Origin of the sequence: Tolypothrix sp. VBCCA 56010, from assembly GCF_050875635.1 — a bacterium.
GTDB lineage: Bacteria > Cyanobacteriota > Cyanobacteriia > Cyanobacteriales > Nostocaceae > Hassallia.
This window is the reverse complement of record NZ_JBPAOH010000017.1, coordinates 62,983-82,108: the sequence shown is the minus strand read 5'-3', so window position 1 is coordinate 82,108 and position 19,126 is coordinate 62,983. Positions and strand designations below refer to the sequence as shown.

Annotated in this window: 21 protein-coding genes and 4 tRNA genes; 16 read left to right on the top strand and 9 right to left on the bottom strand. The window is 41.6% G+C overall.

Annotated features, from left to right (window positions below):
* Nucleotides 1–217, top strand: a 217-nt coding sequence (locus AABK37_RS08660) for a hypothetical protein (protein WP_432551173.1), incomplete at its 5' end; no start/stop codon positions are given.
* Between the two features lie 173 nt (nucleotides 218–390).
* On the opposite strand, the gene AABK37_RS08655 is transcribed toward AABK37_RS08660, so the two are convergent.
* From AABK37_RS08655 to AABK37_RS08645, 3 genes are read right to left on the bottom strand one after another with little or no spacing between them, the layout of a single operon-like run.
* On the bottom strand, nucleotides 391–855 hold the full coding sequence (locus tag AABK37_RS08655) for a hypothetical protein (RefSeq protein ID WP_432551172.1): 465 nt from the start codon (nucleotides 853–855) through the stop codon (nucleotides 391–393).
* 5 nt (nucleotides 856–860) lie between these two features.
* A complete protein-coding gene (locus AABK37_RS08650) occupies nucleotides 861–1,073 on the bottom strand; it encodes a hypothetical protein (RefSeq protein WP_432551171.1) in 213 nt (70 codons plus the stop codon).
* Nucleotides 1,070–3,919 carry a leucine-rich repeat protein gene (locus AABK37_RS08645; RefSeq protein WP_432551170.1) on the bottom strand — a complete coding sequence of 950 codons (2,850 nt, stop codon included), beginning with the start codon at nucleotides 3,917–3,919 and terminating at the stop codon, nucleotides 1,070–1,072. The genes AABK37_RS08650 and AABK37_RS08645 overlap by 4 nt, the downstream gene beginning before the upstream one ends.
* 65 nt (nucleotides 3,920–3,984) lie before the next feature.
* Between AABK37_RS08645 and AABK37_RS08640 the strand changes: the two genes are divergently transcribed.
* The 3 genes from AABK37_RS08640 to folP all read left to right on the top strand — a co-directional run bounded on the left by AABK37_RS08640 (nucleotide 3,985) and on the right by folP (nucleotide 6,248).
* Nucleotides 3,985–4,110: a hypothetical protein gene (locus AABK37_RS08640; protein ID WP_432551169.1), complete on the top strand. Its 126-nt coding sequence runs from the start codon at nucleotides 3,985–3,987 to the stop codon at nucleotides 4,108–4,110.
* 415 nt (nucleotides 4,111–4,525) lie between these two features.
* Nucleotides 4,526–5,251 (top strand): triose-phosphate isomerase, encoded by a 726-nt coding sequence (tpiA, locus tag AABK37_RS08635; protein WP_432551176.1) that lies wholly within the window; start codon nucleotides 4,526–4,528, stop codon nucleotides 5,249–5,251.
* A 139-nt stretch (nucleotides 5,252–5,390) separates the two neighbouring features.
* Nucleotides 5,391–6,248, top strand: a complete 858-nt coding sequence (folP, locus tag AABK37_RS08630) for a dihydropteroate synthase (protein ID WP_432551168.1) — start codon at nucleotides 5,391–5,393, stop codon at nucleotides 6,246–6,248.
* A 30-nt stretch (nucleotides 6,249–6,278) separates the two neighbouring features.
* Here the strand turns inward: folP and AABK37_RS08625 are convergent, their stop codons facing one another.
* On the bottom strand, nucleotides 6,279–7,121 hold the full coding sequence (locus AABK37_RS08625) for an SPFH domain-containing protein (RefSeq protein ID WP_432551167.1): 843 nt from the start codon (nucleotides 7,119–7,121) through the stop codon (nucleotides 6,279–6,281).
* A gap of 227 nt (nucleotides 7,122–7,348) precedes the next feature.
* Here AABK37_RS08625 and AABK37_RS08620 point away from each other — a divergent pair, with 227 nt between their 5' ends.
* Nucleotides 7,349–7,471 carry a hypothetical protein gene (locus tag AABK37_RS08620; protein ID WP_432551166.1) on the top strand — a complete coding sequence of 41 codons (123 nt, stop codon included), beginning with the start codon at nucleotides 7,349–7,351 and terminating at the stop codon, nucleotides 7,469–7,471.
* On the opposite strand, the gene AABK37_RS08615 is transcribed toward AABK37_RS08620, so the two are convergent.
* Nucleotides 7,464–9,113: an alpha/beta hydrolase gene (locus AABK37_RS08615; protein ID WP_432551165.1), complete on the bottom strand. Its 1,650-nt coding sequence runs from the start codon at nucleotides 9,111–9,113 to the stop codon at nucleotides 7,464–7,466. The two genes, AABK37_RS08620 and AABK37_RS08615, sit on opposite strands and share 8 nt — an antisense overlap.
* Nucleotides 9,114–9,486: 373 nt before the next feature.
* Here AABK37_RS08615 and AABK37_RS08610 point away from each other — a divergent pair, with 373 nt between their 5' ends.
* The 6 genes from AABK37_RS08610 to AABK37_RS08585 all read left to right on the top strand — a co-directional run bounded on the left by AABK37_RS08610 (nucleotide 9,487) and on the right by AABK37_RS08585 (nucleotide 13,102).
* On the top strand, nucleotides 9,487–10,431 hold the full coding sequence (locus AABK37_RS08610; protein WP_432551164.1) for a hypothetical protein: 945 nt from the start codon (nucleotides 9,487–9,489) through the stop codon (nucleotides 10,429–10,431).
* A gap of 356 nt (nucleotides 10,432–10,787) precedes the next feature.
* Nucleotides 10,788–10,913 (top strand) — tRNA-OTHER (locus AABK37_RS08605).
* A gap of 36 nt (nucleotides 10,914–10,949) precedes the next feature.
* A tRNA-OTHER gene (locus AABK37_RS08600) sits at nucleotides 10,950–11,072 on the top strand.
* Between the two features lie 58 nt (nucleotides 11,073–11,130).
* A tRNA-OTHER gene (locus AABK37_RS08595) sits at nucleotides 11,131–11,261 on the top strand.
* 77 nt (nucleotides 11,262–11,338) lie between these two features.
* Nucleotides 11,339–11,464, top strand: a tRNA-OTHER gene (locus AABK37_RS08590).
* A 36-nt stretch (nucleotides 11,465–11,500) separates the two neighbouring features.
* Nucleotides 11,501–13,102, top strand: coding sequence for a TROVE domain-containing protein (locus AABK37_RS08585; protein ID WP_432551163.1), 1,602 nt, complete (start codon nucleotides 11,501–11,503; stop codon nucleotides 13,100–13,102).
* Here the strand turns inward: AABK37_RS08585 and AABK37_RS08580 are convergent.
* Both AABK37_RS08580 and AABK37_RS08575 read right to left on the bottom strand, forming a co-directional pair.
* Nucleotides 13,075–13,245, bottom strand: coding sequence for a histidine kinase (locus AABK37_RS08580; RefSeq protein WP_432551162.1), 171 nt, complete (start codon nucleotides 13,243–13,245; stop codon nucleotides 13,075–13,077). The two genes, AABK37_RS08585 and AABK37_RS08580, sit on opposite strands and share 28 nt — an antisense overlap.
* A 31-nt stretch (nucleotides 13,246–13,276) precedes the next feature.
* Nucleotides 13,277–13,399 (bottom strand): hypothetical protein, encoded by a 123-nt coding sequence (locus AABK37_RS08575; RefSeq protein WP_432551161.1) that lies wholly within the window; start codon nucleotides 13,397–13,399, stop codon nucleotides 13,277–13,279.
* 104 nt (nucleotides 13,400–13,503) lie between these two features.
* On the opposite strand from AABK37_RS08575, the gene AABK37_RS08570 reads away from it, so the two are divergent.
* The 4 genes from AABK37_RS08570 to AABK37_RS08555 all read left to right on the top strand — a co-directional run bounded on the left by AABK37_RS08570 (nucleotide 13,504) and on the right by AABK37_RS08555 (nucleotide 15,138).
* Nucleotides 13,504–13,923 (top strand): XisH family protein, encoded by a 420-nt coding sequence (locus AABK37_RS08570; protein WP_432551160.1) that lies wholly within the window; start codon nucleotides 13,504–13,506, stop codon nucleotides 13,921–13,923.
* A complete protein-coding gene (locus AABK37_RS08565) occupies nucleotides 13,911–14,255 on the top strand; it encodes a XisI protein (RefSeq protein ID WP_432551159.1) in 345 nt (114 codons plus the stop codon). The genes AABK37_RS08570 and AABK37_RS08565 overlap by 13 nt, the downstream gene beginning before the upstream one ends.
* Before the next feature lie 143 nt (nucleotides 14,256–14,398).
* Nucleotides 14,399–14,815, top strand: a complete 417-nt coding sequence (locus AABK37_RS08560) for a XisH family protein (protein WP_432551158.1) — start codon at nucleotides 14,399–14,401, stop codon at nucleotides 14,813–14,815.
* Nucleotides 14,803–15,138 (top strand): XisI protein, encoded by a 336-nt coding sequence (locus AABK37_RS08555; RefSeq protein WP_432551157.1) that lies wholly within the window; start codon nucleotides 14,803–14,805, stop codon nucleotides 15,136–15,138. Before AABK37_RS08560 ends, AABK37_RS08555 begins: the two co-directional genes overlap by 13 nt.
* A gap of 47 nt (nucleotides 15,139–15,185) precedes the next feature.
* Here the strand turns inward: AABK37_RS08555 and AABK37_RS08550 are convergent, their stop codons facing one another.
* Nucleotides 15,186–16,829 (bottom strand): ATP-binding protein, encoded by a 1,644-nt coding sequence (locus AABK37_RS08550; RefSeq protein ID WP_432551156.1) that lies wholly within the window; start codon nucleotides 16,827–16,829, stop codon nucleotides 15,186–15,188.
* Nucleotides 16,830–17,300: 471 nt separating this feature from the next.
* On the opposite strand from AABK37_RS08550, the gene AABK37_RS08545 reads away from it, so the two are divergent.
* A complete protein-coding gene (locus AABK37_RS08545) occupies nucleotides 17,301–17,960 on the top strand; it encodes an exonuclease (protein WP_432551155.1) in 660 nt (219 codons plus the stop codon).
* A 117-nt stretch (nucleotides 17,961–18,077) separates the two neighbouring features.
* On the opposite strand, the gene AABK37_RS08540 is transcribed toward AABK37_RS08545, so the two are convergent.
* The gene (locus AABK37_RS08540) at nucleotides 18,078–18,557 is read right to left on the bottom strand and encodes a peptidoglycan-binding domain-containing protein (protein ID WP_432551175.1); all 480 of its coding nucleotides are present in this window, start codon (nucleotides 18,555–18,557) and stop codon (nucleotides 18,078–18,080) included.
* Between the last annotated feature and the right edge of the window lie 569 nt (nucleotides 18,558–19,126).

Below are 19,126 nucleotides of genomic sequence, written 5' to 3'. Positions count from 1 at the left end.
AGACCGCTCCGGTGAACTCAAAGACCGCTCCGGTGAACTCAAAGACCGCTCCGGTGAACTCAAAGACCGCTCCGGTGAACTCAAAGACCGCTCCGGTGAACTCAAAGACCGCTCCGGTGAACTCGGAAACCGCTCCGGTGAACTCAAAGACCGCTTCAGTAGTTCAATTTTCATCAAATCAAAAGCGGGCATCATTTCAAGCTATGCGATCGCCTAAAAGTTATTGATGCAAACCGATCGCTTGTTTGTTGTTTAATAGCTGTGAAGCTTGTGCGATCGCCTCTGGAGTTAGAAAAGTCTATTAGACCTCTTTGGAAAACAATGTAGAGACGCGATATATCGCGTCTCTACAAGGGTTTCGGGCAACGCATAATTAATTTATGGAGATGTCTATTTAACAGGGGGAAGCTTTAGTTCTATGCCTACTTTCTGACCTAATTCCAGAGCATTGTTTGCAAAGTCTGTCATACCTGCGATCGGGGCAGCGACTAGAGTACCAGCAGCTATTGCAGCTAGTAGACGCTTTTTAAGTTTGGGTAAATTGCGTTCTTTTTCTGGCTTTTTAATTTCTACTTCTATATCATCAAGATCAATGGTGATGTCGTCGCGGATTTCTGGTGGAAATTGGGCGGCAGTTTGGCGCATGGTGCTGATGATTTGCATTAGTTCTGCTACGCTTGCACCGCTTGTTTGATTAAGGTTGCTTACTGTGGCTTGGGCTTCGTTTTGAGCGACAAATCCAATAGTTGCGTGTTTGAAGTCATTTTGGTTTTTATCACCTTGGATTTTATCACCTTGGATTTTATCACCTGCAACGTTATCGCCTTTGCCGTATTGATGGATGTTGTTAGACATAGTTTTTAGGGGTTTGTAATAGAGTTTAAGGAGTTGATGGGCTGGTAATACCAATTTAAATAATGTTTGCGACACATAAATTCTTCGTAGGGGCACGGCAGTGCCGTGCCCCTACTACCCATCTGTCGCATTCTTTTTTCAAATTGGTATAAGGCTTGCAGTTCGTTCCACAGTTTGTTGCGATCGATAAACGCTAATTCAAAGTTGGGTAACTTCATCCTATTTTATCGCCTTCGACCCGATCGCCTCCAAAATTATCGCCTTCTCCATGTTGGTTAAAGGTTTTAGAACGGCGACGATCATTAATGTTAACGGAAATATTGTAAGGACTATCTTCTAAGACTTCTACATCTAAGTCGGTCTGTTTTCTTTGACGTATTCCAATGTCTTCGTAACCATCTAAAAGTTGACGCAAATCGAGTTTGAGCTTGAGTTCACCAATAACTTTATGGGTTTCTCCCATCGCTTCTAGTCCGAGTAGTTCTGAGTATTTGAGCGGATCGTGTTTGGGATAGTTGGGGACGGGAACCCATTCGGTGATTTCGAGATTGGGAAGACTTTTGTGGATTTTTTGGAAGACATCGCGGATAATGCCGAGAAATAAGCGGCGGGTTTCTTTGCGTCCGCTAATGGTGATGAAGATTTTTTTGTCTTCGGGATCGGCTTTGATCCGAGCGATGTTGTAGATTTCGTTGTTTTCTTGATGTTGCAGCATTACGCCACTGCGCCAATAGATTTGATTATGAATTTTTTCGTGGCTGATGACGATGAAGCGGGAAATGATGCTTTCGGGGAGAACTTTGTAATGGTATTGAAATTCCAGGGTTTCGCCGTGGAGTTTTGTTTCGTTTGGTTGGTCTTTGGGCAGAAGTCCCGCAATCAGAAATTGTGGTGGGTAACATTCTAGTGCAAAGCAAAGCTCAAATTCTTTCATCAGCCCGATCAGATAGCGGTGACGCTTGGTGGGGTATCGCTCTGGATTAAGGATGCGGATGAGATCGGCGGGGGTGAAAATGCCTTTGGTTTGAGTTTTGAGGTTTTCATCGCTCAGGAGCGCGTAAATGCCTTCTGTCACCCAGTTGGGTTTGAGAACGTTAGTATCTTTAAGGATGGGATGATCGCGGAAATTGAGAACTAAGCCTAGTCGATGCAGCAAGTCGATTAGTTGCTCTTGGTTTTGTTCTTCGGGAATCTCTTTTTGGTGGCAGATGCCGATGTAGCGGTTGTAGCTGATGAAGTCTTCAGTCATGGATTCGAGTTGTTGTTTAACCTCAAACCATGTCAGGGGTAGAAGGTCGTAGACTTCTTTGAGGTTGGCGATTTGCTGCAAAATAGCGGTGCGAAGTTCATCAATGCCGATATTGTCTTGGCAGGAGGTTTCGATAATCGCTTGGATGTTAGGATATTTTTCGCGTAATGCTTTGCGGTTGATATCGAGGGGTTGTTCGTCTTTTTTGTTGCCAACGATAATTACGGGGGACTTTCCGCCGAAGCTTTCGATTAGTTTCAGCCAATATTCGATGCGGTTTTCTTCTTCGCTGGTGCGACAATTACAAACGAGGAGATAGAGGCTGCGCTTAGTCAGAAAAAACTGATGGGTAGCATGATAAATTTCCTGTCCGCCAAAGTCCCAGACATTCAAGCGGATGTCTTTGCTATTGACCTGCACGTTCCAACTTTCTACATTGAGTCCGTCGGTTTGGGGTTGATTTTTATCATATTTATCGCGGATTAGTCGCTTGATGAGGGATGTTTTGCCGACGCTGCCTTGTCCGATGAGTAAAAGTTTGGCTTCGTGTAATGGTCGAGTTTCACTTATGCTAATTTGCCTCCAGTAATTAAAAATCTCTTTTGCATCTTTTGAATTAAGAATTTCTAATGGAATCTGGGTAATTTGGTTGTCACAAAGGTCAAGCTGCGTCAGATTGGTTAAATTAGCGAGATCCTCTGGAATCTCGGTTATTTGGTTGCGACTGAGGACAAGCTGCGTCAGATTGGTTAATTTAGCGAACGCCTCTGGAATCTCGGTTATTTGGTTGCAACTGAGGTCAAGCTGCGTCAGATTGGTTAATTTAGCGATCGGCTCTGGAATCTCGGTTATTTGGTTGTCACCAAGGTCAAGCACCCTCAGATTAATTAAATTAGCGATCGCCTCTGGAATCTGAGTTATTTGGTTGTCATTGAGGACAAGCAGCGTCAGATTGGTTAATTTAGCGATCGGCTCTGGAATCTCGGTTATTTGGTTGCCACTAAGGTCAAGCTGCGTCAGATTGTTTAATTTAGTGATCGCCTCTGGAATCTGGGTTATTTGGTTGCTACGGAGGTGAAGCTCCCTGAGATTGTTTAATTTAGTGATCGCCTCTGGAATCTGGGTTATTTGGTTGCTACGGAGGTGAAGCTCCCTGAGATTGGTTAATTTAGCGATCGCCTCTGGAATCTCGGTTATTTGGTTGGATCTGAGGTCAAGCTGCGTCAGATTGGTTAATTGTGCGATCGCCTCTGGAATCTGGGTTATTTTGTTGCCACTAAGGTGAAGCTCCCTCAGATTGGTTAATTGTGCGATCGCCTCTGGAATCTCGGTTATTTTGTTGTTACGGAGGTCAAGCTGCGTCAGATTGGTTAATTTAGCGATTGCCTCTGGAATCTGGATTATTTGATTTAAACTGAGGACAAGCTCCCTCAGATTGGTTAATTGTGCGATCGCCTCTGGAATCTCGGTTAGCTCTACTCGAATTAAGATAAGTTCCTCTAAATGTAGTATTTGCGTTACCACATCGGGAATGCTCTCTAAAGGATTGCCACTAATATCCAACTTACGCAAATTAGGCAAATCCAATAGTTCGAGTGGAAGCGTTTTTAAATTGTTGCTCGAAACCTTTTCGAGATAGCGGTTTTCTACGATTTCATAACCTTCAATCTTCTTTCCCAAAATCAAAGACTCAAGCTGCTTCAATTTACCAATTTCTACAGGTAACTCAGTCAACTCTTGCCCCGACAAGTCTAACTCTCGCCAACCCTCAGCCACTGCGCGATCTATCAGTACCAATAACTCATCCTGCGTCATAATTCCAAGGAGAAGGGTAAAAGGAAAGAAGATTGATGAAGATTATCTTAACTGATTAGAAAAAAATGCTACATCTTCGCTTTTCGGCGATCTGTCAGTTAGCTATTTGGGATATTGCGGATTTAGGCGATGCCTGCGGCGGGCTACGCCAACGCGCTTTGATATGTGGCGATCGCACAACACAGCGATGACATAAACTCGCTAAACAAAAACTAATTAGCTCAAAAACTCTCTCTTGTTCTTCCTCATCGTAATTTAATTTGCTTTATTTAATTTTCTCAAACTTTTGTGGGGTGGGCATCTGGTCCCCCCACTTTATGCTGCGTTAAATGTGGAACAGCTTAGACCTATGAGCAAAAGTCCTTTTTAGACTGTTGTGAAAAGCTTTTTTCTACCCCTTTCACGGCAGATGCTCCACTTGGGGAGACCCCAAGACCGCACTGCCTCCCCTTTCCCTTACTTCTGCAAGAAGTCTAATGTATAACTTGTATAACATGCAACCGCGTATCCAAAGCTGCGTCATATGTGATTTAAACACCTGTGCCATAAAGTAGTACATTGAAAAATGCATCTAGAGTAGCGTTATTATTCTTGACAAAATTACCTGTGCGAAAAATAGTTATTGCCGGCAACTGGAAAATGTTCAAAACTCAAGCAGAATCCCAAGAATTTTTAGAAGGATTTCTGCCCACGTTACAACAAACACCCGACGAGCGAGAAGTCGTTTTATGTGTACCGTTCACAGACTTAAGCGCTTTGTCCAAGAATCTGCATGGAAGTCTTGTACAGCTAGGAGCGCAAAATGTCCACTGGGAAGAAAGCGGAGCATATACCGGTGAAATCTCCGGTCCCATGCTCACAGAAATTGGCGTGCGTTATGTAATTGTCGGTCATAGCGAACGCCGACAATACTTTGGGGAAACGGATACTACCGTCAACTTGCGTCTCAAAGCAGCTCAAAAGTACGGTCTTACGCCAATTTTGTGTGTAGGTGAAACTAAGCAACAACGAGATGCAGGAGAAACCGAATTTCTGATTAGCACTCAGCTAGAAAAAGACTTGGTAGATGTTGACCAAACTAACTTGGTGATTGCTTACGAACCGATTTGGGCGATCGGTACTGGTGACACTTGCGAAACAAAAGAAGCTAATCGCGTAATTGGTTTAATTCGCAGTCAGTTGACAAATCCCAATGTTCCAATTCAATATGGCGGTTCGGTCAAGCCAAATAACATTGACGAAATTATGGCTCAACCGGAAATTGATGGTGCTTTGGTGGGAGGAGCAAGTTTAGAAGCTGCGGGTTTCGCCCGAATTGTTAACTATAAGTAATCCCATGTTCTATCTTCTGGTTCCCACGCTCTGCGTGGGAATGCAAATCTGTGGGCTGCTGCCTCAAGCGTCCAACTGTGATGAATGTAGTAAGCACTTTAGTGTTTAAATAAAGCACTAAAGTGCTTACTACGTGTTTATGCCAAGCAATTTGATAATTCGCGATCGCTGTTTCGATTGGGGACAGCGGACTTATCTCATGGGCGTTTTAAATGTGACGCCTGATAGCTTTAGTGATGGTGGCGATTTTAACAGCGTTGCTGCGGCTTTAATACAAGCAAAAACACTGGTAGCCGCTGGTGCTGACATTATTGATATCGGTGGTCAATCGACTCGACCCGGAGCGGCGCAAATCTCTGTGGCTGAAGAACTTGAGCGGGTGCTGTCGGTGTTGCAAGTACTCAGAAAAGAAATAAACGCGCCAATTTCTGTAGATACAACAAGAGCGCTTGTAGCAAAAGCATCTATAGAAGCTGGGGCGGATATAGTCAATGATATCTCTGGGGGCACGTTTGACTTAGAAATGTTGCCAACAGTTGCTAAATTAAATGTGCCAATTATCCTAATGCATATCCGGGGAAACCCAGAGACGATGCATCAACTTACAGATTATCAGGATTTGATGGGGGAGATTTATAGTTTTTTAGCAAGGCAAATTGCAGCTGCAACAGATGCGGGTATTGAGCCAGAGAAAATAATTATCGATCCTGGTATTGGTTTTGCCAAGAATTACGAGCAAAATTTAGAAATATTTCGCCGCTTGCGTAAGCTCACAAAACTCAACTGCCCTATCCTAATAGGACCATCCCGCAAAAGTTTCATTGGTCGCATTTTAAATCAACCAGACGCAAAAGCACGAGTCTGGGGAACCGCAGCAGCGTGTTGTGCAGCTATCTTTAATGGTGCTGATATCCTGAGAGTTCACGATGTCAAAGAAATGCGCGATGTATCGCTAGTTGCTGATGCACTTGTGCGACAGTCTCCACATCGTGATTAAATCAGTTAAGAAGTGGGTTTAGACTTGAGATTAGACAGAACCATTCTCAGAGGTATTGCCATTAGCTTCAGTACTTACAGTATCACCAATCATCTGGTCAATTGCTCCCTCTGACATTCCTTGATTGAGAAAGACGACTTTAGCATTGGTACTGGCACCGAGTCTATGGCTAGCTTCTAAGTGTTCTTGAGCCACCAGATACTTAAGGATTTCTTTAGTTTCTGGTTTGGAAGTTATCGCGTCAGAAAGTATCCGAATTGACTCTTTAGTTGCTTCTGCTCTCTTAATTGCAGCTTCCCGCTCTCCTTCTGCTGCGGTAATAGCTGCTTGTTTTTTGATTTGAGCAGCTTGCTGTTCTGCCATTGACTTCTGCACGCTTTCAGGGGGTGTAATACTCTGAATATCTACCCGAAGAATCTCAACTCCCCATTCTGAGCTTACCTGGTTTAAAACCTGCAACAGCGATTGGTTCATCTGATTTCTAGAAGAGATGGTTTCCGTTAAAGTTCTATCGGCAATGTTGGCACGAAGTTCAACCATCACCAGGTTTGTTAGCGATACTTGGATATCATCGATTTTATAAAAGCTTTTCTCCATACTCATGATTCGCCAGTTGACAACGCCATCAACTTCTAGGTAAACGTTATCTTTGGTGATCACATTTTGAGGCTTAATATCTAAAATCTGTTCTCGTGTAGTATCTTCCATTACAATACTATCGACCAAGGGAACGATAAAGTTCAGACCTGGCTTAAGTTTGCGATGATACCGCCCTAAACGCTCGACTAAGGCTTCATTGCCTTCATTAATCAGTTTTGCAGACCCTAACGCATAGCCTATAAGCACTAAGACTATAGCAACAATCGGCTCCATATATGCTCCTATTCAGCTTTTGGTAGAATTTAAATTTAATCTAAAGGACACGGCACTAGCTTGTCCTACCTTTAAGTTTAATGTGTTGAATGTGTGTAATCTTATTATCACAATCAGCAGTAAATGGCAAGACACGATAACACAAGGCAATGGCTATTAAAGCACTTGAGTGTCACGCTGGCAAGTATTTTTTTAGGGAATCGGGCAATGGGCATGGGGCATAGGGCATGGGGCATAGGGTATGGAAAGCATCTTTTATTCGCATTGCCCATTGCCCATTCCCTATTACCCAATTCCCATTGCCCAATGCCCATTGCCCAATGCCCCATGCCCAATTACCAATTACTTAACTACAAACTCCAGCCACGGTTTAATATTTGCTGGTAATTCGGAAACTAGACGTAACGGCAGTTGGGGTGTAGAAAAAGATTGGGCGTAAGCTGATGTGAGAAAAGGTTGATAAGTTCTCGCTTCTGGTGTAAGTTGTTTGATAAAAGCTAAACTGACACCACGAGTTAGTTGACGTAAAGGTTCGGTTTCTACACCACGCCGTTCTTTAACGATGGTGGTGGCTGCGGTTCCTACATACGCTGGGTCGCTAATACTCAAGTGAGTACCACCGATCGCAGTTAGCAGATACTTGGTTCCCCGCAGTTGAGTAAAAGGTTGGATTTGATGGTTTAGCGCTGGAGTCAGGGAGTCTTCAGTGCCGCTTAAGATTAAAACTGGGTTGGTAATTTTACTTAAACCGTTTTTGCCAAATAGTTTACCGACGAGAGGATTGAGCGCGATCGCACTTTTTACCCGTTCATCTTTTAATTGTATTTTCCTATCTCCTAAAGGCGCCGCCGTACATTGCAACCAATCTCCCGGAGATTCACCAAATGTGAGAGATTTTTGACAATATTGCCGTAAATCCTTTAAGTCTAATTCTCCCCCCACTAAAGCCAAAGCTGTATAACCTCCCAAAGAATGACCTATTACAGTCACTTTCTCGGTATTGAGCTTTCCTTGAAGTTGTCCTGGTTGAAAATTTAGTTTTGCCAGTTCATTCAATAAAAATGTAACATCTTTGGGACGGTCAATAAATTCTGATGCTGGCATCAAATCGGCTAAATTACCAGATGCGGAAGCGCTATTAACTGAGGTAACGTTACTACCAGGATGTTCTATTGCCGCAACCGTGATGCCGTGAGATGCTAGATGACGCGCTAAATATTCCGAAAATTTGCGATTTGCCCCAAAGCCGTGGGAAATTACTACTAAGGGTGCTTGCGCTTCAACCCGACTTGAATATATATCTACAGGAATAATTCTATTTCGTTGTCTGTCGGTAAAAGTTAGGGTTTGCTGTATCTCTGTTTCTTTACCGATCGCTGTCGGTGAGAAAGTTGCCCGAAACGGTATATTACTGTTTACAGCTAATTCTCGTGCAAGCAAGACTCCCAAAGCTTGACTTTGCAAACGATTGGCGCTAAATTCTACCAATAGAGCGATCGCACTAGTTGCATCGACGGTAACATCGGATTGTGGATAAGCCCGCAAAAAACCAAGTGCGCTTAAACCGTTAAATTGTCGCAAAGCTATATTAAGTGTTCCTTGCAAGCTTTCGACTGTACTACCCGGTATTGCTACACCCAAGGAAGCAATTAATTGTTTGCCTTCTGGTGTTCGCACTAAATCAGCGATAAACTTGTCTGCTACAGCCGGATCTACTTGCAAACGCCTTGTAAGCAATTTTTGTACTTCCGGTGACAGCACAGAAGATAAAATTTCCAGCTTTTCTGGTAGTTTACCAGTTTTGGCGTATTTTTCTAAGTCGGCGATCGCTACTGACTGTTCAAATGGACCTAAGCGGATAATAACTCTTTGAGCGGCTAAAGTAGAGGGCATCCCCACACCCAAACCGAAAGCTAGGGACAAACTACACAAGAATTTTTGTGCAAAGGCAATTTTTTTACGCCGATTTCTTACCAATAGCTGAAATTGCATAGATTTATTTGCCCAAGTTTGTTAAAGCGCGGATTTTCGGCAGTTGTCAAAACTAATTGCTGCAATTTTTGATTTTTGATTAATGCACTTCTTCTACAACTTATAGCAAAAATTTACTCTCCTTCTTTTTTCCGGCGTTGCAAAACTGAAGACAAGAGTCTGTAAGTGCTTGCGCTTTCTTATGTACTACAATATACTACACCGACTCAAATCGAACATGAGTCTTAATTTTTACAATTTCATTTGGCAAGGTGATATTTTTACACATACAATCGGTAAAATGGCGATGGGTGTATAAAACATCAGCCTCAATATCATAAATTTATTACTTTATTAAAAATTCACTCTTTAAAAAGCTATCGTTAAACTTCAAATGACAGACCGGATAAATGATATCGCTTGGCAAGCTCACCTGGGTAGCGTTGCTGCGATTATTCAAGTATTGAACCAAAAATTAGCCAATTCTGGTGTCAGAACCAGAGCTATCTTTGCTGATGGAGTCTTACAACTTCTTTGTGAGGCACGATCAGTCGATAAACTTGAACAATCAACTCTAGTCAAGCAAATCCAGCAAATTCTCGAATCAATCGCACCGCGTAACATTCGCCGAGTTAACATCAACAGTCGAATTGTTCAAGAACAGCAATTGCTATGGTTAGAGGAAATTACCCGCGCTCCGGAAAATAATTTACTTTGGTCAGAGGAAATTAATTTAGCTCAACCAACAATAATACAGCAAGTAATTCAAGATTTCCAAGAGCGTAAAATCGAACAAGCAAAGCCAAATTTACCCAAGTCTCAATATTCTAGTGCTTTAGTAGTTATTAACAAAAATAAGCGCAAAAAATCCCTTAGTGGACGGATGCTCGATACAGTGGGTTTATGCTTATTTTTATTTGTCCTTGGTTGGAGTGCTTATGTTTGGTTAGGTGGTAGATCAAATTTAACGCCACAACAAGTGCTTAAATCTTTATCACCAGCGGTAAAATCGAACGAGCCAGCTTCGACTAACCAAGAACCAGAAATACCACCTCTTTTGCCTATACCAAGTGATTCTATCCAAGATGAAGATTTGTTTGCAGCAGCCGTGAGAATTGCCAATCAAGCTTCTACAATCGGTAAAAATGCTCAAACATCAATTCAATGGTTGGATCTAGCTGCTAGGTGGCAAAGAGCCTCTGATTTAATGAGTAAAGTACCATCCAATCATAGTCGCTACAAAGAAGCTCAGATTCGGACTAAGTTGTATCGAGAATATAGTGAAGCAGCGCAGAAAGAGGCAGATAACAGTAAAAAAAGTCACTCATTCGGGAGTTAAGAGTTAGGAAAAGCGGTAGAGACGTTTTGGACCGAACGTCTGTACGGGAGTGAGGAGTCAGAAAAACTGCACCCGTAAATAGATGGAATTTGGTGAAAGTGAAAAATTATTTATTTTAGGCGATCGCGCACCTCTTATCACGAGGCTTTAAACCAATAGTCATCTACAGCGGGCGCATAGCTGACGGGCGTGAATCTTTCTTCGTAAATCTTACCAGACTGACGAACTCAAAAATTAATTTCCCCAACTACTTGACACTGTATACTACATATACTACATTGTGAATACAAGCTGATGTAGAAAAAGGAGTAAGCTTTTAGGAGTATTTGTATTGAATCTCAAAACCAAAACTTCATGTGGCAAGTAGCTCAATAGTAGAGCGCCAATTTTATCCGTAAGGGTCGAAGAATAAAGGGTTATCGTGAAAGTGTCTCCCTTAGTTCGCCGGAAATGCGCTCTTCAAATCCCGCCTTGCTACACCAAATTAATTAGAAATACAAAACGTGCGAATTTTCATGTGGTGGGTAGCCAAGTGGTAAGGCGCTAAACATCCTTGTTCACAACTTGCCTGAAAAGGACGACGAATTGAGGGTTATCGTATAAAAACGAGCATTCGCGCTCTTCAAATCCCGCCCCACTACACCAATTAATTTTAGATTTGAGATTAAATCTAAAATCCTTGGCTCCAAAATTTTTTATGTGGTAAGTAGCTTAATAGTAAAGCGCCAATTTTGCCCAAAAGGGACGGAAGAAATGAGGGTTATCGCTTTTAACGATCTATCCCCTTAATTCGCCGGAGATGCGGGTGCAAATCCCGCCTTGCTACACCAAATAATTCAAAATAAAAAATGCAAAATTTTGCATTTTCAACTCTTAACTCTTAACTCCTAACTTCTAACTTTATATGTGGCGGGTAGCTCAGTTAGGTAGAGCGCCGAAAACATCCTTTTTCACAACTTGCTTGAAAGAGCCGAAGAATGAGGGTTATCGCATCTTAAGCCGGATGTCGCAGGTTCAAGTCCTGCTCCGCCACCTTTCATTTTGCCCGTAAGGGCTGGGAGATGAAGTCATGAATTATAAATTCTTTACAAAAAAGAAAACAGGTACACCACAATCTCAGCCTATTCCCGGACGGGAAGCAGAGATGATTCAGGGACGTAGTGGTGGATTCATGTTTGATGCTGGCATTTGGCAGATGTTGCGTCGCTGTTTGCTGGTTGGCACGGCACAAAGCACTTATTATGCCGGAAAGCAGGAATTAACAGAGGATTTTGTCGCGGTTTTGAAGCAGGCGATCGCTTCCAATCCCCGCCGCGTTGCCGAAGAAATCTTGTATGCTAGCGATGGACGCGCCATTAACAACAGTGCGCCTATCCTTGCATTAGTGCTGCTGTCGATGGGTGAAACACCAGAAGCCAAAAAAGCTTTTATGGAAATCTTTCCCCAAGTTGTTCGCACCGGTAGCCACTTCTACGAATGGTTGAGTTACACTAAATCCCTGCGGGGATTTGGCAAGGTGGTACGCGAAGCTGGTAAAAATTGGCTATCTCGTGAAGATGTGAAAGGCTTGGCTTATCAGCTTTTGAAATATCAACAGCGTCAAGGCTTCACCAATCGAGATGCATTAAGGTTGTTTCATGTCAAGCCACCTACAGAAGATCATCGGCAATTATTTGAGTGGGTGGTTAAAGGTTGGGAAGAAATGCCAGGGGAAATTCCTTCGCAGGCGATCGCGCAGATTTGGTGGTATGAATGGCTAAAGCGGAATCCCACCCAAACCCATGAAGCGATTACTCAAGGACGCTTAACCCACGAAATGGCTGCACCTGTGGGCAAAATGGATAAAGCTGCTTGGCAGCTACTTTTCTCTGAAATGCCAATTGGGGCAATGTTGCGTAACCTCGGTTCATTAACAGAACTGGGTGTTTTGCATTCCTCAGAAAGTGCGAATTTACAGCGCGTGGAAGCAGTTCTCAACAACAAAGAACATCTGCGTCAAGGACGCATCCATCCGATTGATGTTTTGAAAGCCTTGAAAACTTATCAATCTGGGGGAAAATTAGGACGCAGCCAAAAGACTTGGAACCCAGTTTCTCGGATTGTAGACATCTTAGAAAAGGCAGTTGAATTGTCTTTTGATGTGGTGGAACCTACAAATAAAGTCTTCATGCACGCCGTTGACGTTTCTGGTTCAATGGGTGGTATGGTTGCGGATATGGGGCTGACTTGCTGTGAAATTGCCACAACAATGGCTTTGGTGACAGCAAAAGCTGAGAAAAACTACATGATTCGCGGCTTTGCTACCGACTTCCGCGACTTGGGTATTACTGCCAAAGATAGTTTTGGTTCGGCTGTTCGCAAAGCTAGCAATCAAAACTTCGGCGGAACAGATGCATCTGTAGCCTATGACTGGATGATTAAGAATAAGTTTAAAGCAGATGTCGTTTGCTTTTGGACAGATTCAGAATCATGGGCTGGTTACAAGCATCCCAGTCAAGCGCTGACTAAGTATCGGCTTCATGTGAATCCCGATGTCAAAGCAGTGTATGTCACCCTGACACCTTACCAGATTACCTTGGTAGATCCAAAAGATCCGCTTTCCTGGGATTTAGGCGGATTCGATCCGGGAATTCCTCGGATTATTCAGATGTTAGCTACGGGTGAATTGTAATGGGGCATTGGGCATGGGGCATTGGGCATTGGGCATTGGGCATTGGGTGAAAAGACCCCACTCCTACTGCTCCCCTGCTCCCCCTGCTCCCCCTGCTCCCCCTGCTTCCCCAACCTCAGTCTTGGCGGGTTTTCCTGGTTCACAACTTACCTGAAAAGGACGAAGAACTTAGGGTTATCGGTTAAAATCTCCACCATTGTGGGGATCAGCGGGTTCAATTCCCGCACCCGCCGTTATTTTATGATAAATATAAAGTTGCTCGAAGGCGATGCGGAAGCCGCCACTTCGCGATCGCATACATTAAATTGCGATGTGCGACTATACAAACAAAGCTTTCTCGGTAAGCGATGATGCTATTCTATCGTTGCTAAAATAATTGCAGTGGTGGCGATCGGCATAATATGTCAGCCAAAGATAGATTTCACGACGCTGTAAAAATCGCACTTGAAAAAGATGGGTGGACGATAACCGATGATCCACTAAGGATTCCTATTGATCGTCTGACTAATATGTTCATTGATCTAGCCGCAGAAAAACTAATTGTGGCAAACAGAGAAGGACAGAAAATTGCTGTTGAAGTCAAAAGTTTTTTAAGCCCTTCTACAATGTCAGATTTTCATACAGCGTTAGGACAATTTATCAATTATCGTTATGCTTTAGAAGAGCATGAGCCTGAACGTGTTCTATATTTAGCAGTACCAGCAACCACTTATGAAGAATTTTTTACTACTCGTTTTATTAAATTTGTAACTCAACGCAGTCAAATCAATCTACTTATCTTCGATCCAGCCAAGGAGGAGATTATACAATGGCAAAATTAGAAGAATATCGTGAGTATATTCAACAAGTATTAACAAACTACGCCCAGCGTCGAACATCCCATAACAAAGATGATGAATTGGAGATGCAGACCGTCTTTGATACAGTGCGTGACCATTATCAGTTAATCTATGTTGGTTGGGACAAAGGAAAGCGGGTTTTTGGTCCGGTGATGCATCTTGATATTAAGAATGATAAAATTTGGATTCAGTGGAATGGTACTGAAGATGACATCGCGGCAGAATTAGTGGAAATGGGTGTAGCTAAGGAAGATATTGTATTAGGGTTTCATACGCCGTATATGCGATCCTTTACAGATTTTGCGGTGGGGTGATTTTAGGCGATGTCTGGCGACAAGAAGCAGAGCTTCTACGCACTTTTTTAAAGTTCTTTCAAACCTACTTCTACTGCCATAACACTTGGTCGGCAGTTGTATACTAAAAATAGATTACGTTTTCGCTCTCTAAGGTAGTCAGTGTGCCAGCAAGAGACATCTATCACGATAATTTCAAAAATGCACTTATCAAGGATGGTTGGATAATTACCCATGACCCTTATATGCTTAAATGGGGTTTAAAAGATTTATACATTGATTTAGGCGCACAGAAACTTTTAGCAGCAGAAAAGCAAGAGCAAAAAATTGCCGTTGAAATTAAAAGTTTTGTTAGTCCATCCGAAGTTGAAGATTTAAAGAACGCTTTGGGTCAGTTTATTCTTTATAATGATATCCTTGCTCGTACTGAACCAGATCGCAAGCTTTATCTGGGCATCCGTGAAGCAGTATTTATAGATATTTTTGAAGAGCCAATCGGTAAAATATTACTTGAAAACGAACGTGTCAGATTAATTACATTTGACTCAGAACAGGAGGTAATTATTAGATGGATGTTTTAGATAAATATCGGCAAATTGTTCAAAACATTTTAGCAACCTATGTTGATATCAAGTATGCTAATGGAGACATCCATAACGAAACAATTTTTGACCAGGGAATGGATAGATATTTAGTGATGTCATTAGGATGGCAAAGAGTAAAACGAATTCATGGTTGTTTAATCCACATCGATATTATTGATGGGAAAGTGTGGATTCAACGCGATGGAACTGAATATGGTATTGCTAATGAACTAGTGGATGCGGGTATTCCCAAAGAACATATTGTACTTGGGTTTCATGAACCAAACGTGCGACAGCATACGGGGTTTGCTGTCCTGTGATCACTTTTTAAAGAGGAGTGCAATTACTCTAACTCTGTAATTATCCTTTAGTGAATTTCATCCCAAGGTAAGAATAACTCGTCTTCAATGATTGTTCTGACGTTTTCCGAAGAGTTGTTCAGGCAATCTACTAATAATAAGCAAGCTTCGTGATATTGTCTTAGTAATTCCTCTTGCTCTTCACTAAATATTTTTATTAGCTTTGTACTATGCAAAGCATAATGCAGATTACGCTCATAAATTGCTTTTAGCATATTATTGAGCCAAACCAAATAATTTTGTTGCCACAAGTTTTGTCGTAGCTCATGTTCCATCGTTGGTTCAGGTAATAAATATTTTGTATTTTGCAACAAATTCTTGAGTTCTGAATCATAAACATTATTAATGATGTTGACATCAAAATATTTTGAATAGTCTATTTCAACAACTTCGTCTTTAATGAATAAAGGAGTAAATGAAAGACTAGAGATAAGTGCCCTATCTAACTTAAGAGGCTTGTCAATAAAATACCCAGGAAAGTCTTTTGGAGATTTAAGCCCTAGTAAACCCAGAAGAAAATTTCTGTAAATAGTAAAAGGAAAACCAGTTTCAAAATAATAAGCTCGGAGTATGGCTGGTTTGTAATCTGTCTCTAATTCAGTTGACACTGAAAGGGATTTTTGGTTTACCCAGGTCAAAAAATGTTGCAATTTTTCATCTGTGGCTAAAGTTTTATCAATCTCTTTCTTCATTGACAATAGTAGCTCATCGTTTAATTCTTCATTTAATCGCAACCTGGATATAGCTTCTGATCGAATTACTGGATGCAACCAATATCGTATTTTTCCAAAACTGTCTTTTTGGGATTCTACTAAAAAACGATCTTGCAAAGTTTTAATAACCTTCCTACGCTTTTCCTCTGGTACATCCCAAAGCAAACAGATAAGAGCAACGCTTGGTACTTGAGAATATTGTTGATAGCGGTAGATTCCCAAACGGCAGAGGAGTTTATAAGCTTCAGTATCAGTTTGTTTTAAACGTTTGAACTGACTTGAAACTAAATCTTCTAAGTCTGTTTCGATTAACAAATCTTCTTTATTTTCTTGCCAATACGCTTCTAAATCACCTTCGTAAGGTTCTTGCTTAATTGCACCAGAAAGGATTTGCATAGCTTTGGTATTGCCTCCATAGGCTGTGTGCATATCAATGAAAGCTGGAGAATTAGTCTTAATATTTTGGCTACAAAGAAAATCTTGCCATGCTTCTTGATCTAATCCTGACAATTGGTAAGCTTCAACTGTTACTTTAGATTCTTTTAGAGGCTCACGGCTTGTAATTAGCGTGACAGAGTGAACATCGGGATTAGCCAAAACTCTAAGCAATTCAAGATAGCGACGATGATCTGCCATGAACTTGCCTTGTCCATTCAAAGCAGATTCAAAGTTATCGATTAAAACGCATTTTTTTTTTGTTTTTAGCTTGTCCTTAAGTTTCTCTAGCATTGTGCCAAACTCCGGCTCTATCTCATCCTTAAAGTCTGGGTATAGCCAGTTTTTAAGTTTTTGTTCTACAGGAGTAATATCCTCCGGTTGGATTGGTAACTCTATTTCCCAAGATTGTAAGCCTAGTTTTTTGATAAATCTATGAGCTAGTGTTGTTTTGCCAACACCCCCTTTACCATAAATACCAATGACTTTTGCACCTTTGCTCACTAAATTTTCGAGGTGCGCGATCGCCTCCTCACGCCCGACAAAACCAGCATTCCTGGATGTTGTCTGTTGAAGTTGCTCTGTTTCAGGTTCACTGGCTGGTATATCAACTATCTCTTGCCAATCTAAACCTAGCCTTGTGCAAATTTCTTCAAAATTCAGCCGATCAACTGGTATCAACCGAAAGAAATTCGTAATTGTTGAGCGAGATAGTCCTAATTCTCGTGCTAAAGCAGCCTGATTTAAGCTGTTGCGGGTCAAAGCTTGTTTTGCTTGTTCGATGCCTCTTGGAGATGCTTTAAGCGATCGCCCGTTCATAGTCTAACTACGCAACTTTTAATCATCTTAACTGAATTAATCAAAAGTCATACACACTCATACGCAAAGTCAGACACCTCGGAAAGCTTACTCAAACTAAATCTCAGACACGCGCCCTCGAAGCTAGTTGATGTAGTGATTCACCTTTTACAACTTATGAAATCTACATACATCAACGGACGATGCTACTACCAAGGCGAAAATGGCGTTCTTCTTCCTGCTGTCACAACAGTATTAAAAGCAACACAGCCACAAGAATCTCTAGCTGCCTTATCTTATTGGCGTAAAAAGGTTGGCGAAGCACAAGCAAATCAAATTGCAGCCAACAGCCGTCGCCGAGGAAACGCTCTACACCAATTGATTAAACAACACTTTCAAGGCGATTCACCCAAACCTGACAACAGCCAGATTCAGCCTTACTGGGATAGAATTCAATCTGTGCTTAACAAACTTAGTGATATTCAACTGGTTGAGCAAGCTGTGCCTAACTATAAGGAAAGTTACGCAGGTAAAGTTGATTTAGTTGCACGTTATAAAGGGATTCCACACATTATTGAGTGGACAACATCTGAAGATGCAAAACTTCAAGTTAACAGACTTTATGACAAGCCTTTGCAGTTAGTTGCATATGGTGGTGCAATTAACCGATATTATAGCGATCGCCTATTTACCAGCAAGATTCATCAAGCTTTAATTATCGTAGCTTTACCAGGTGAAGAAGCTGAAATTTTTGAATTTGACCGTGCGAACCTCATTTATTACTGGAAACAATGGCTTTCTCGGCTCAAATTTTTCTACACTGTAGCGGTTGCGTAGAAAAGCGATCGCCAATATCAAAAATCTTTAAAGCCCACGAAGGTGGGCTTCGTTTGTATAGCCCCACCCTTCTAGGGTGAGGGCGCCTAAATTCTCAACGACACAAAACAACATAACTTAAGTAAACAATTGCCCTAAAAAAGCGATGATTGGTTTCCAAAAAATACCAGTCAACACATAAGGAGCATATCGCAACAACGGCAATTTAGGCTCCTTCGACTGCCTGATTGGTAAACACTCTAACAAAAATGGCACTATACAAGTAAGTCCGTAAGCAGTTGCTAAAGCTGTACTAAATTTCGGAGTCTCACCGGGTATCGGGCTATAAAAAATACCCAATAAGATGAAACAAATCATCAAAAATTGCTCCCACATAAACCAAGATTGAGGCGATAAAAAATAAACTATCCTGGGAAAGCCTCTATCTATTTTTTGTCGCATTCCCAACAGTACAGCCCAAGTCGCAGCTCCAACCATACCATCATCTTTTAGCCCATACATTCTTTGAAAGCGTTTAACTCCTCTTTCAGTTTCCCTGCAAAAACAACCTGACGGATGTTTTTTAGAAAATCCCTCTTCCCTAAGAATAGTTTGCAGTTCCTTAGAGGCAAGTTCGCCTCAAATACTGATTTGGCTGGCATAACAAGCTTTTTTGATTGTTACAAAAATGTTATAAAAATGTTAATCTTTTGTATGTTATTATGTTTTAAATATAAATTATGCCTGCAAAATCATGTTATGATAGTCGTAATTAAAAATATATCTAAAATATATTGACTCGCTGTTATGTTTATTGTATGGTTGACATAACAGCAAAGACCCCCAGTGCTTAAGGTTACGCTGGGGGTCTTCTGTTTATTCGCCAAGAACGTTTGCCGACGTTCATGAGGAATATTACTCATTTACAGCAGATTCAGGACTGCTATTTTTATCATGTCACAAAACTCAAATTCTAACAAGAACCCCCAGTCAGGGGTTAGTTTTGCATTTCGCCTATCTGAAACTTTATTTGCTGTGCTTTTGACAGGAGGGGTTTCATTTGGAAGTGGGTTTGCTATTGCAAATAACCACAACCAAAGTGTAAATTGCTCTATTCAAAATACATCTGTTCCACAAGACTAATAAGATTGTCGGCTAGGTGCTTATTGCAGAGTATTGCTAGTACT